Consider the following 12,601-nt stretch of genomic DNA (forward strand, 5'->3'; position numbering starts at 1 on the left):
GATGTTTCAGTTCCCCGGGTCTGCCTTCTCATATCCTATGTATTCAGATATGGATACCACTCCATTACGAGTGGTGGGTTTCCCCATTCGGAAATCTCCGGATCAAAGCTTGCTTACAGCTCCCCGAAGCATATCGGTGTTCGTCCCGTCCTTCATCGGCTCCTAGTGCCAAGGCATCCACCGTGCGCCCTTTCTAACTTAACCGTTAAAAAGAATCACTACGTGATATCTTGCATTACTAATTGAATGTGAATTACTTCTGTTATCTAGTTTTCAAAGAACAACATCTCGAAGAATCGAATGATCCTTCAAAACTAAACAAGACAGGGAACGTTCTGTTTATAAGACCCAAGGTCTTATATTCCGTTAAAATCCTTAGAAAGGAGGTGATCCAGCCGCACCTTCCGATACGGCTACCTTGTTACGACTTCACCCCAATCATCTGTCCCACCTTCGGCGGCTGGCTCCTAAAAGGTTACCTCACCGACTTCGGGTGTTACAAACTCTCGTGGTGTGACGGGCGGTGTGTACAAGGCCCGGGAACGTATTCACCGCGGCATGCTGATCCGCGATTACTAGCGATTCCAGCTTCACGCAGTCGAGTTGCAGACTGCGATCCGAACTGAGAACAGATTTGTGGGATTGGCTTAACCTCGCGGTTTCGCTGCCCTTTGTTCTGTCCATTGTAGCACGTGTGTAGCCCAGGTCATAAGGGGCATGATGATTTGACGTCATCCCCACCTTCCTCCGGTTTGTCACCGGCAGTCACCTTAGAGTGCCCAACTGAATGCTGGCAACTAAGATCAAGGGTTGCGCTCGTTGCGGGACTTAACCCAACATCTCACGACACGAGCTGACGACAACCATGCACCACCTGTCACTCTGCCCCCGAAGGGGACGTCCTATCTCTAGGATTGTCAGAGGATGTCAAGACCTGGTAAGGTTCTTCGCGTTGCTTCGAATTAAACCACATGCTCCACCGCTTGTGCGGGCCCCCGTCAATTCCTTTGAGTTTCAGTCTTGCGACCGTACTCCCCAGGCGGAGTGCTTAATGCGTTAGCTGCAGCACTAAGGGGCGGAAACCCCCTAACACTTAGCACTCATCGTTTACGGCGTGGACTACCAGGGTATCTAATCCTGTTCGCTCCCCACGCTTTCGCTCCTCAGCGTCAGTTACAGACCAGAGAGTCGCCTTCGCCACTGGTGTTCCTCCACATCTCTACGCATTTCACCGCTACACGTGGAATTCCACTCTCCTCTTCTGCACTCAAGTTCCCCAGTTTCCAATGACCCTCCCCGGTTGAGCCGGGGGCTTTCACATCAGACTTAAGAAACCGCCTGCGAGCCCTTTACGCCCAATAATTCCGGACAACGCTTGCCACCTACGTATTACCGCGGCTGCTGGCACGTAGTTAGCCGTGGCTTTCTGGTTAGGTACCGTCAAGGTGCCGCCCTATTTGAACGGCACTTGTTCTTCCCTAACAACAGAGCTTTACGATCCGAAAACCTTCATCACTCACGCGGCGTTGCTCCGTCAGACTTTCGTCCATTGCGGAAGATTCCCTACTGCTGCCTCCCGTAGGAGTCTGGGCCGTGTCTCAGTCCCAGTGTGGCCGATCACCCTCTCAGGTCGGCTACGCATCGTCGCCTTGGTGAGCCATTACCTCACCAACTAGCTAATGCGCCGCGGGTCCATCTGTAAGTGGTAGCCGAAGCCACCTTTTATGTCTGAACCATGCGGTTCAGACAACCATCCGGTATTAGCCCCGGTTTCCCGGAGTTATCCCAGTCTTACAGGCAGGTTACCCACGTGTTACTCACCCGTCCGCCGCTAACATCAGGGAGCAAGCTCCCATCTGTTCGCTCGACTTGCATGTATTAGGCACGCCGCCAGCGTTCGTCCTGAGCCAGGATCAAACTCTCCGATAAAGTAGTTTGACTGACTACGCACATCGCTGTGCGATTTATTTAAAACTTTGAATTAACAGGTACGTTTTGTCTTGTTTAGTTTTCAAAGATCATTTTGTCTTTCGTTCAAGCGACTTTATTATTATATCTTATCATTCTCTTGAAGTCAACAACTTTTTAAATTTCTTTTTTCGTCAGCGCCTTGTTTAGCGGCAACGAATAATAATATACCACCTCACAAATAATAGTGCAATAGTTTTTTAAAAGAAAATCAAAAAAGTTTTACGAGCGGCTTGTTTCTAAAAAAGCGCCGTACTGCGATAAGCAGAAACGGCGCCTTCCCTTTTATTAGCGTTGTCTCATTTGAGGGAATAATAAAACGTCTCTGATAGACGGAGCATTTGTTAACAGCATGACAAGGCGGTCGATACCGATACCCAATCCCCCGGTCGGCGGCATGCCGTATTCAAGAGCTTCAACGAAGTCTTCATCCATCATATGCGCTTCATCGTTTCCTTCTTCTCTTTCTTTTAACTGCGCTTCAAAGCGTTCCCTCTGGTCAATAGGGTCATTCAGCTCCGTAAACGCATTAGCGTGCTCACGGCCGACGATAAACAGCTCAAAACGGTCTGTAAAGCGAGGGTCCTCCGGATTTTTCTTAGCAAGAGGAGAAATCTCTACAGGGTGGCCGTAAATAAATGTAGGCTGAATGAGTGTTTCTTCAATTTTTTGTTCGAAGAATTCATTGATGATATGACCCACCGTCATTGAGTTTGTGATCTCGATACCATGCTCTTTTGCATGACCGCGCGCTTCTTCAACAGTCATCTCATTCCAGAAATCTACACCTGTCGCTTCTTTGACCGCATCTACCATGTGGAGTCGTTTCCACTCAGGTTTCAGATCAATCTGCTCTTCGCCGTACTGGATTGTGGTGCTTCCAAGCACTTCCTGCGCAATATGTGCAACGAGATTTTCCGTAAGGCTCATAATATCTTTATAATCGGCGTACGCTTCATACAGCTCGATCATCGTGAATTCAGGGTTATGGCGTGTAGAAACACCTTCATTACGGAACACGCGGCCGATTTCGTAGACTTTTTCCAATCCGCCGACAATCAGGCGTTTCAGGTGCAGTTCAATCGCAATACGCATATAAAGAGGCATGTCGAGCGCATTATGGTGCGTGATGAACGGGCGCGCAGACGCTCCTCCCGGTATGCTGTGCATCGTAGGTGTTTCAACTTCTAAGTATCCATGGTCATCTAAGTATCTTCTCATCGCTTGGATGATTTTGCTGCGTGTGATAAACGTTTGTTTGCTGTCAGGGTTTACGATGAGATCGAGATAGCGCTGGCGGTAACGCTGTTCAACGTCTTTTAACCCATGATATTTATCAGGAAGAGGACGCAGTGCTTTTGTCAGCAGTTCAAAAGATGTCGCTTTGACAGAAAGCTCGCCTACGTTTGTTTTGAAAACTTTCCCCGTGATGCCGATAACGTCTCCGAGGTCTGAAGATTTAAAGATTTCATATTGTTCTTCGCCGACACTGTCTTTTCTTACGTAAATTTGAATTTGACCTTCTAAGTCCTGCAGATGCGCAAAGCCGGCTTTCCCTTTTCCGCGCTTTGTCATCATACGGCCTGCAATGGTCACTTCGATCGCTTTTTCTTCCAGTTCTTCTTTAGAAAGCTCCTGGTAGGCGTCAATGATCTGTTGAGATTGATGCGTTCTCTCGAAACGTTCGCCGAAAGGGTCAATGCCGTTTTCTCTCAGCTGGTTCATTTTATCTCGTCTGACTTGCAGCTGGTCGTTCAATTCCTCATGATTTTGCTCTTCTTGACTCATTGGTATCACTCCGTTACATTTTGATTTCACGAAAAAGCAGAAAAACTGCCAGCGGTAAGCTGGCAGTGAGCAGCAATAGAGGGTGTATATTAACCTACTTTTGCATCTTGAAGCTCTTTTGCCTCTGCTTCGGCGGTAAATGCATCTAAAAGCTGCACAATTTCTTCACGCGTCTCACATTGGTTAATTTCGTTGCGTACATTCGCATTGCCTCTGACACCTTTCAGATACCAGGCAGCATGTTTTCTCATTTCTCTGACTGCCACATTTTCGCCTTTTAACTTAATCAGGCGGTCTAAGTGCAGTTTGCATACCGACATTTTTTCACGGACTTTCGGTTCGTCTTTTAACTCGCCGGTTTCAAGGTAGTGCACCGTACGGTAAATCATCCACGGGTTGCCGAGTGCGGCCCGGCCGATCATGACGCCGTCAACTCCTGTTTCCTCAAGCATGCGTTTCGCGTCCTGAGGCGTTTTGACATCACCGTTTCCGATGACGGGAATAGAGACGGATTGCTTCACTTCTTTAATGATATCCCAGTTCGCAGTGCCTTCATACATTTGCACTCTTGTGCGGCCGTGCAGGGCAACGGCTTTTCCGCCGGCACGTTCAACGGCTTGGGCGTTTTTCACCGCATAAATGTGCTCTTCATCCCAGCCCATTCTCATCTTCACTGTAACCGGCTTATCAACAGCATCTACTACTGCGGATACCATTTCATAAATCTTATCGGGATCGAGAAGCCATTTGGCGCCCGCGTCACATTTTGTAATCTTGGGTACGGGACATCCCATGTTAATATCAATAATATCAGCAGTCGTGTTTTGATCTACAAACTTCGCCGCTTCCACAAGGGTTTCCTTTTTCCCTCCAAAAATCTGAAGGCTGAGCGGTTTTTCACGTTCATCAATGTAAAGCATCCCCATTGTTCTTGCGTTGTTGTAAAGAATCGCTTTGTCACTGACCATTTCAGCGCATACCAATCCGGCTCCGAATTCCTTTACAGTCAATCTGAACGCTGAGTTGCAGACACCGGCCATAGGGGCAAGCACAACCCGGTTTTTCAATTGAATATCACCGATTTTAAACATTTTTCCCCTCCTTTCATTTGTCTATTTTTCAGGCGGGGCCAATTCGTCCGCACTTATATTTAAAACATCTGCCGCATCTTGAATGATGGCATCTGACGGCAATCGGTTTCCGCGTTCAATTTCACCGACAATAGAAACTGATATACCTAATGCTTTTGCAAATCCTTCTTGAGTATAACCTTTCAGCTTTCTGAATGCACGAATTCGCCTACCCCAGATTTCTGCTTCCATACTCTTACACCTTCTTGGTTTGTTTCAGCGCTTATCGTGATATGATCCGCCTGCGGACATATTTCTTTTAACGGCGCAAGGACAAATAAGCGCTCATACATTCTCGGATGCGGAACAATCAGCCGCTCTGTTTCAATATTTTCACGATTATACAGCAAAATGTCAAGGTCTGCCGTCCGCGGTCCCCAGCGAATCTCTCTCGTTCTGCCTAATTCAGCTTCAATGCTCTGCGTTACATCAAGAAGTTCAAAAGGAGATAACGACGTTTTCACTTCAACCGCCATATTGAGAAACTGATCTTGATCCTCATAGCCGACGGGATCTGTTTCATATATGGAGGACACCTTTGACACCGTCACGCCATGATGCCGGCTGAGCATGGCCACTGCCTGACGCAAATAATGTTCACGGTCGCCCATATTGGAGCCGAGGCCGATATATGCCGTATTGTTCATGATTTCTTTCTCGTCATTTCTATGGCTACTGATTTATAATGGCCGGGAATCGGCGGGTCAGGCTTAACAACCTTTACCGTACATTGCTGCACCGGCTCAAATTTCTCAAGGACGGTGTCTGCGATCCGTTCCGCAAGGGTCTCGACCAAATTAACGGGCTCGCCCTCAACAATGCCGCGGCAGACACTGTACAATTCCGCATAGTTAATGGTATAAGAGAGGTCATCCGTTTTTCCCGCTTTGCTCAAATCCAGTTCGGCAGTCAGGTCTACTTTGAAGCGCTGGCCGAGTTTGTTTTCTTCTTCGAACACGCCGTGATATCCGTAAAACTCCATACCTTCCACATATACTTTATCCATAATGCACGCCTCCTTTGTTCAACATAGCATCCATCATCTTCGTCATTCTTGCGATCTCTTTGACATCGTGCACCCTCACAATGTCGCAGCCTTTTTGGACGCCAAGGCATACTGTCGCTCCCGTCCCCTCGGCACGTTCTTCAGGAGGAAGGTCAAGCACACGGCCGATGAACCTTTTTCTCGATGTCGCCAGGAGCAGCGGATAACCTAACCCGCTGAACACCTCCAGCTTGTTCATGACAGCCAGATTGTCCTCATAGTTTTTCGCAAAGCCGATCCCCGGATCCAGAATCATGTTTTCATCTGTGACGCCGGCTTCCGCGGCAATTTTTACGCTTTCCATCAAGTCTGCAAGCATATCAGGAATAAGATCGTTGTAGTTTCTTTCCATGCGGTTATGCATTAAGATAATCGGAACCCCGTGTGCGGCGGCTACTGACGCCATGTCAGGATCACCTTTCGCCCCCCAGATGTCATTAAGGATAGAGGCTCCCGCTTTGACCGCTTCGTCTGCCACGGACGCTTTGTACGTATCGATTGAAAGCGGAATGTCCAGCTCGCTTGTGATCCGCTCTATGACTGGGATGACTCGTGACATTTCCTCATCAGCCGACACGAGTGATGCGCCGGGTCTTGTCGATTCGCCGCCGATATCTATGATATGCGCCCCTTCTTCAGCCATCTTCGCCGCATGCAGAAGCGCCCTTTCCGTACTGTCGTATTTACCGCCGTCAGAGAAGGAGTCTGGCGTTACATTTAATATCCCCATAACGAGTGTCTTCTCTTTATAGGACAGAGCGCCTTTTTTTGTATGAATCAGTTTAGGCTGTTCAATTGTTTGCTGCGCCATTTTGTTCCTCCTCCTGTACATTCATTTTGTTTATTTCCTGCTGATACTGCTTACGGAGCAATTGCACCGTTTTTCCGCTCACTCCGGGCAGCGGCACTTCCTCTATTTTAGAAAACGGGATGATTTCAAGCACGGAGTTTGTCAACCATGCTTCATCCGCTTCAAGCATTGATTGAAAACGGAATCGGCCTTCGGTGACTTCTGTCCCCTGCCGTTTCAATTCATCAATGACAAACTGTCTCGTTACACCATCGAGAATTCCCGTATCCAAGGATGGCGTAAAGACCTTGTCTCCTTTTCGCCAAAACACGTTGGAGACAATGCCTTCCGCGACATCTCCTTCTCCGGTCAGGAAAATGCCTTCAAGATTGGGATCATTCCCGATCTCCCGTTTAGCATACATGTTGTTTAAATAGTGATGGGATTTTAACCGAAAAGTTCCTTCAGGCGTATTTCTCCTGATAGAGAGAAGCCTGCCTTCTTTTTGAACAGGCAGAGTTTCCGGATTGAGCCGGTTGACGAAACAAAGGACGGTCGGCTTTTCATAAGTCTGCGCGGCAAATCCCTTATCGCTGACGCCTGCCGAGATGTTAAGCCGGACACGCGCGCTGCCGTCCTTGATGTCATTGAGGAGCAACAGTCTCCGGAGCATATCAAGCAGCTCCTGTTTGTTCACCTCATATGCAATCTGCAGATCCCGAAGCGCCCTGTTGAGCCTGGCGACATGCGCATCCGGCAGAAACGGCCGGCCGCTGTAAAGCCTGAACGTCTCGAACGCGCCGATCCCGTACAGATAACCATGGTCAAAAGGAGAAAGCGCCGCTTCTTTCTCCTCTATATATTGACCATTCAAATATATAATCACACCGTCACTTCCTTTTTGCGGTGTGTCTCTATAAAGTTTCTGAGCATCTCTTTGCCGAAGGAGGTCATGATGGATTCCGGATGGAACTGAACACCTTCAACAGGCAGCTCATTATGGCGGATTGCCATAATTTCTCCTTCTTTGGTTTGAGCGGATACCGTAAAACAATCCGGCAGCGTGTCCGCTTTGACAATAAGTGAATGGTACCGGGTGGCGACAAGCGGATTTTGCAGGCCTTTAAAAATCGTCTGTCCGTCATGCATAACTTCTGACGTTTTGCCGTGCATGAGCCGCTCCGCTCTGACGACGTCGCCGCCGAATACTTGCGCAATCGACTGATGTCCGAGACATACGCCGAAAATAGGAATACTGCCGGCAAAATGTTTGATCGCTTCGAGGCTGATCCCCGCTTCATCAGGACTGCACGGCCCGGGTGAAATCATTAAGAAGTCCGGACCCAGCTCTTCAATCTGCTCAATCGTAATCTCGTCATTCCGTCTGACGATCAGTTCCTCCCCGAGTTCACCCAAATATTGAACCAAGTTGTACGTAAATGAATCATAATTGTCAATCATTAAAATCATCTCTGCTCACCTCGTCTAATTTTTTGTCTCTTCTTCGCTCAGCTCTAACGCCTTTTTCATCGCAAAAGCTTTTTTGAACGATTCCTTGTATTCATGCTTCGGAACCGAATCAATGACTACTCCTGCTCCGGACTGCATGAAAGCATGTCCGCCGGCTGCATAGATCGTCCGGATCACAATGTTAAACTGCAAATCTCCGTTAAATCCGAACCAGCCTATAGATCCAGTATAAAGCCCCCGTCTTGTCGGCTCAAGCTCTTCTATAATTTCCATCGTTCTCACTTTGGGCGCTCCCGTGATGGTGCCCCCCGGGAACACCGCATGAATAATGTCTGTCGCGTCATATCCGTCCTGCAGCTCTCCCTGTACGTTTGACACGATATGCATGACGTGGGAATACTTTTCGATCGCCATAAATTCGTTAACCCGCACGGAGCCGTAGCGCGATACGCGCCCGAGGTCATTGCGCTCAAGATCAACAAGCATGACGTGTTCCGCACGTTCTTTTTCGTTGTGAATTAATTCATCAGCCAAAGCCTTGTCTTCAGCATCGTCTTTTCCTCTTGAACGCGTACCCGCGATGGGTCTCGTTTCAAGCTTCTTCCCCTTCTTTGTCACCAATAGCTCCGGCGACCCGCATATCACTTGAAACCCCGGTGTCTCGAGATAGGCCATGTAAGGAGACGGATTGACGTTTCTCAAGTGTTTATACACCTCATACGGATGAACGGATAAGGACTGAGACTGCCTGATGGACAAATTAACCTGGAACACATCGCCGCTCGCGATATATTGTTTAATTTGTTCTACAGCCTGCGAAAATCCTTCTTCAGTGAACGGAGCGGCGTACGATCCGTCCCCATTCCGATTCAGCGGTGAAAAAGGCTCGTCCGCCGTTTGGAGGGAACACCACATGTCCTCTAAGCGGGACAGCTTTTCTTCCGCAAGATCCGCTTCTTCCGCTTCAGTATGGGTAATGAGCCATAACGCCTCTTCCTCATGGTCATAAACGGCCACATCATCAAAAACAAGAAAGTAAATATCAGGTGTTTCCAGATCATCTAACGACAGCATCTTAAAATTCTCAATATATCGGGCGTAGTCGTAACTGATAAAACCAATCGCACCGCCCTGAAAGTCCGGAAACTCAACGTTTGTTTCCGTTCCGAGCGTTCCAAACCATTCATGAAAGGCCCGCAGCGGGTCACCTTCTTTAAACAGTGTTTCCCCCTCATGCTTGATCGTTGTAATTCCGTCTTTCCCTCTGACGGACGCAATCGGATCTAGACCGGCTATACTGAATCTTCCCCCTCTCGCGCTTTCGAGCAGAACATGCCGTTTTCTCGATTTCGAAAGGTTTTCATATCGCTGTAAAAATGCTTGTTTCGTAAAAGGTATTTTTCTTCCTGCCGGTCTGCGTTGTGCCATCATATCAATCCTCTGCTTCGTTTTACTGTAGTTTTATTTTAAAGCAATCACACTGGTGAAAAAAGTGAATTTCACTTCCAACCATAAAATTCGAAACGTTTTTTGGATTTTCGATGCTTCAGGCACAAAAAAACTCCCGGATACAGCCGGGAGCCGTGTGTAAGTCTCTATTCAAACTGATAAAGCGGTGTGCTTAAGTAACGTTCTCCGTTACTAGGGATGATCGCAAGCACTTTCTTGCCTTTCCCCAATTTTTTCGCGATTTCCAGTGCCGCGTAAATGGCCGCTCCGGAAGAAATGCCGCCGAGAATCCCTTCTTCTTTTGCCGTTTTACGGGCATATTCAAATGCATCCTCGTTTTTGACGGGAATGATCTGATCATAGATGTCCGTATTCAATGTTTCAGGGACAAATCCCGCTCCGATACCCTGAATTTTATGCGGGCCCGGTTTTCCGCCGGAAAGAACCGGAGAATCCGCCGGCTCTACCGCATAGATTTTGATGGATGGATATGCTTCTTTCAGCACTTCGCCCGCTCCCGTGATGGTTCCGCCGGTACCGATTCCGGCCACGAACGCATCAAGCTGGTCGTCACCAAACTGTTCTACGATTTCTTTCCCCGTCGTTTGGCGGTGAATTTCCGGGTTTGCCGCATTGTTGAATTGCTGAGGCACAAAGTATCCGTGTTCCTCGGCAAGTTCTTCCGCCTTTTTAATGGCGCCCTTCATTCCTTCTGCGCCGGGAGTCAGCACAAGCTCCGCTCCGTATGCGCGCAGCAGATTGCGTCGTTCCATACTCATCGTATCAGGCATAACGAGAATGGCTCTGAGACCTTTAGCCGCTGCCACCATCGCAAGACCGATTCCTGTATTTCCGCTTGTCGGTTCAATGATTGTGTCGCCGGCTTTTAATTTTCCTTCTTTTTCAGCCGCTTCAATCATCGCCACTCCGATACGGTCTTTTACGCTGCTGCCCGGATTCATGTATTCAAGCTTCAGATATACATCTGCACTGTTTTCATCCGTCAGGCGATTCAATTTCACAATAGGAGTATTTCCGATTAGTTCAGTAATAGAATTTGCAATACGCACCATGTTGGACACCTCAATTTCCGACTAAATTTATTGGTATTATAAATATAAGTTATCAATTTCAAAATTTTTTGTCAATCATTTAGTTCTTTTTTCCCCGTAGAACCAAGAGACCCCCGCCTCTTTCCACAGCGTTTTGACTGTCGCCTTGTCACCTAATTGATCCATCGCGATCTGGCGTCTGATTTGGCTCTTCACTTCATTATATGAGAAAGTTCTCGATTTAAGCTTTTCTTTCAGCTGAATGACGGCGTATCCTGAAGAAACTTTAATCGGTTCAGCGGACCATTCATCTTCTTTAAGACTTTTAGCTTCTGTGATATATGCCTGCGGGATATTTTCCTGGTTTTCTGTCACAAAGCCGAGGTCTCCGCCATACTGAGACGTATATCTGTCCGTGGAACGTTCAGCGGCGACGGCTTCAAAGCTGGAACCGCCTTTCAAATCAGCAAGCACCCTGTCCGCCTCATCTTTGTTTTTGACGACAATGTGCCGGATTCTGTAGGAATCATCGAAATGGTACAATTCTTTATTTTTATTATAAAATGATTGCATTTCCTTATCCGATATATCGATGTCCTTCGTCAGCAGTTCTTCAAGAAGAATGTTGTAGCGGATCTGGTCTCTCCATTCTTTTTCGGTAATATGGCTGTCTTCATAAAATGAATTATCTACCGCTTTGATTAAAAGAAATTCCCGCTCCAATTCGCTGTTTGAAACTGTAAGTTTATTCTTTTTCGCAAGCTCTTCCACTACTTCCGCATTAATCATGTCTTCCAGAGTTGATTTTCCGTACTGGTCTTCCATCTTTTTCATCCAGTCTTGCCGTGTGATATGTTTATCACCGATTGTCGCGATGGATTCTTCAGATGACCCCGCGGCTTGGGATTTTGTTAACTTATACGCCACTGTCACACTGCATACTAACAGCGCCGCTACAATAATCGTCAAAAGTGTTCTCGATTTCAAAATCTACCCCATCCCTTTTATAAAATAGAACAACCCGCTAAAGAGCTAGCGGGTTGTTTCGTCACGAAGCTCTTCCAGTTCTTCTTTTGTAAATAAATATTTCTCATTACAAAAATGGCAAACCGCTTCGGCTTTTCCGTCTTCTTCTATCATATCTTGTATTTCTTTTTTGCCTAGTCCTAAAATGGCCGTTTCGAATCGATCTTTTGAACAAGAACAGTGAAATTTGACCGGCATTGTTTCGAGAACGTCCGGTTTTTGACCCAGAACTTCTTCTAAGATTTCTTCCGGTGTCAGGCCTTTTTGAATCAATTTTGAAATCGGTTCGATTTGAGATAATTGCTTTTCAATTGTTGAAATGGTTTCTTCATCAGTCCCCGGAAGAAGCTGAATGATGAATCCGCCCGCAGCGAGAATCGTGTTATCAGGATTTACTAGAACACCTACGCCGACAGATGAAGGGACTTGTTCAGAAGAAACAAGGTAATACGTGAAGTCATCACCGAGTTCACCCGAGACAATCTCTACTTGTCCCGTAAAATAATCACGCAAGCCCAAATCTTTTACGACACTGAGTGTTCCGTCAGTTCCGACCGCCCGTCTGACATCCAGTTTCCCTTGTTCATTGAGGTCAAAATGAACGTGCGGGTTTGATACGTATGCTCTTACCTCACCCTTTGCGTTCGCATCTGCGACAATGGCTCCGATCGGGCCACCGCCTTCTATTTTGACTGTCAGCTTATCTTCACCCTTAAGCATCGCTCCGAGCATCAGAGAAGCTGTCATCGTCCGGCCGATTGCGGCTGATGCCGTCGGCCACGTGTCATGCCTTCTTTGCGCTTCATTAACCATATCTGTCGTTCTGGCTGCATAAGCCCGCACTTTACCGTCATATGCAATTGCTTTAATTAAATAATCCATC

The 12,601-nt window shown here is 47.4% G+C and carries 12 protein-coding genes and 2 rRNA genes (1 of these 14 cut by a window edge); all 14 read right to left on the reverse strand.

Annotation, left to right across the window (positions count from 1 at the left end):
* Window positions 1–204: ribosomal RNA gene (locus BZ167_RS09215) — 23S ribosomal RNA — on the reverse strand; it reaches 2,726 nt to the left of the window's first position.
* 175 nt (window positions 205–379) lie between these two features.
* Window positions 380–1,929 (reverse strand): 16S ribosomal RNA (locus tag BZ167_RS09220).
* Together the 16S and 23S rRNA genes form the textbook arrangement of a ribosomal RNA operon.
* Window positions 1,930–2,256: 327 nt before the next feature.
* A complete protein-coding gene (gene lysS, locus BZ167_RS09225; RefSeq protein ID WP_014416740.1) occupies window positions 2,257–3,756 on the reverse strand; it encodes a lysine--tRNA ligase in 1,500 nt (499 codons plus the stop codon).
* Between the two features lie 89 nt (window positions 3,757–3,845).
* Complete coding sequence (gene dusB, locus BZ167_RS09230) at window positions 3,846–4,847, reverse strand: tRNA dihydrouridine synthase DusB (RefSeq protein ID WP_062623223.1); 1,002 nt, start codon at window positions 4,845–4,847, stop codon at window positions 3,846–3,848.
* Window positions 4,848–4,868: 21 nt separating this feature from the next.
* A complete protein-coding gene (locus BZ167_RS09235) occupies window positions 4,869–5,078 on the reverse strand; it encodes a helix-turn-helix domain-containing protein (protein WP_003150668.1) in 210 nt (69 codons plus the stop codon).
* On the reverse strand, window positions 5,030–5,533 hold the full coding sequence (folK, locus tag BZ167_RS09240) for a 2-amino-4-hydroxy-6-hydroxymethyldihydropteridine diphosphokinase (RefSeq protein WP_007409947.1): 504 nt from the start codon (window positions 5,531–5,533) through the stop codon (window positions 5,030–5,032). The genes BZ167_RS09235 and folK overlap by 49 nt, the downstream gene beginning before the upstream one ends.
* A complete protein-coding gene (gene folB, locus BZ167_RS09245; protein WP_003150671.1) occupies window positions 5,530–5,892 on the reverse strand; it encodes a dihydroneopterin aldolase in 363 nt (120 codons plus the stop codon). Before folB ends, folK begins: the two co-directional genes overlap by 4 nt.
* Complete coding sequence (folP, locus tag BZ167_RS09250) at window positions 5,885–6,742, reverse strand: dihydropteroate synthase (RefSeq protein ID WP_007409946.1); 858 nt, start codon at window positions 6,740–6,742, stop codon at window positions 5,885–5,887. The genes folB and folP overlap by 8 nt, the downstream gene beginning before the upstream one ends.
* Window positions 6,723–7,607, reverse strand: a complete 885-nt coding sequence (gene pabC, locus BZ167_RS09255; RefSeq protein ID WP_015416668.1) for an aminodeoxychorismate lyase — start codon at window positions 7,605–7,607, stop codon at window positions 6,723–6,725. The genes folP and pabC overlap by 20 nt, the downstream gene beginning before the upstream one ends.
* Window positions 7,604–8,191 carry an aminodeoxychorismate/anthranilate synthase component II gene (gene pabA, locus BZ167_RS09260; protein ID WP_007409944.1) on the reverse strand — a complete coding sequence of 196 codons (588 nt, stop codon included), beginning with the start codon at window positions 8,189–8,191 and terminating at the stop codon, window positions 7,604–7,606. The genes pabC and pabA overlap by 4 nt, the downstream gene beginning before the upstream one ends.
* Before the next feature lie 15 nt (window positions 8,192–8,206).
* Complete coding sequence (gene pabB / locus BZ167_RS09265) at window positions 8,207–9,619, reverse strand: aminodeoxychorismate synthase, component I (protein ID WP_025284092.1); 1,413 nt, start codon at window positions 9,617–9,619, stop codon at window positions 8,207–8,209.
* A 167-nt stretch (window positions 9,620–9,786) separates the two neighbouring features.
* The gene (cysK, locus tag BZ167_RS09270; RefSeq protein ID WP_007615206.1) at window positions 9,787–10,713 is read right to left on the reverse strand and encodes a cysteine synthase A; all 927 of its coding nucleotides are present in this window, start codon (window positions 10,711–10,713) and stop codon (window positions 9,787–9,789) included.
* Window positions 10,714–10,788: 75 nt separating this feature from the next.
* Window positions 10,789–11,679 carry a peptidyl-prolyl cis-trans isomerase gene (locus BZ167_RS09275; protein ID WP_033575241.1) on the reverse strand — a complete coding sequence of 297 codons (891 nt, stop codon included), beginning with the start codon at window positions 11,677–11,679 and terminating at the stop codon, window positions 10,789–10,791.
* A gap of 45 nt (window positions 11,680–11,724) precedes the next feature.
* Window positions 11,725–12,600, reverse strand: a complete 876-nt coding sequence (gene hslO, locus BZ167_RS09280; protein WP_004264606.1) for an Hsp33 family molecular chaperone HslO — start codon at window positions 12,598–12,600, stop codon at window positions 11,725–11,727.
* Window position 12,601 lies beyond the last annotated feature (1 nt).

It is taken from the genome of Bacillus sp. 275, from assembly GCF_001999205.1.
Taxonomy (GTDB): Bacteria; Bacillota; Bacilli; order Bacillales; family Bacillaceae; genus Bacillus; species Bacillus velezensis.

Coding starts and splice junctions, on each gene's coding strand:
- BZ167_RS09235 (WP_003150668.1), bottom strand. CDS start 5,078: ATGGAAGCAGAAATCTGGGGTAGGCGAATTCGTGCATTCAGAAAGCTG.
- folP (WP_007409946.1), bottom strand. CDS start 6,742: ATGGCGCAGCAAACAATTGAACAGCCTAAACTGATTCATACAAAAAAA.
- cysK (WP_007615206.1), bottom strand. CDS start 10,713: ATGGTGCGTATTGCAAATTCTATTACTGAACTAATCGGAAATACTCCT.
- pabA (WP_007409944.1), bottom strand. CDS start 8,191: ATGATTTTAATGATTGACAATTATGATTCATTTACGTACAACTTGGTT.
- dusB (WP_062623223.1), bottom strand. CDS start 4,847: ATGTTTAAAATCGGTGATATTCAATTGAAAAACCGGGTTGTGCTTGCC.
- pabB (WP_025284092.1), bottom strand. CDS start 9,619: ATGGCACAACGCAGACCGGCAGGAAGAAAAATACCTTTTACGAAACAA.
- hslO (WP_004264606.1), bottom strand. CDS start 12,600: ATGGATTATTTAATTAAAGCAATTGCATATGACGGTAAAGTGCGGGCT.
- lysS (WP_014416740.1), bottom strand. CDS start 3,756: ATGAGTCAAGAAGAGCAAAATCATGAGGAATTGAACGACCAGCTGCAA.
- folB (WP_003150671.1), bottom strand. CDS start 5,892: ATGGATAAAGTATATGTGGAAGGTATGGAGTTTTACGGATATCACGGC.
- folK (WP_007409947.1), bottom strand. CDS start 5,533: ATGAACAATACGGCATATATCGGCCTCGGCTCCAATATGGGCGACCGT.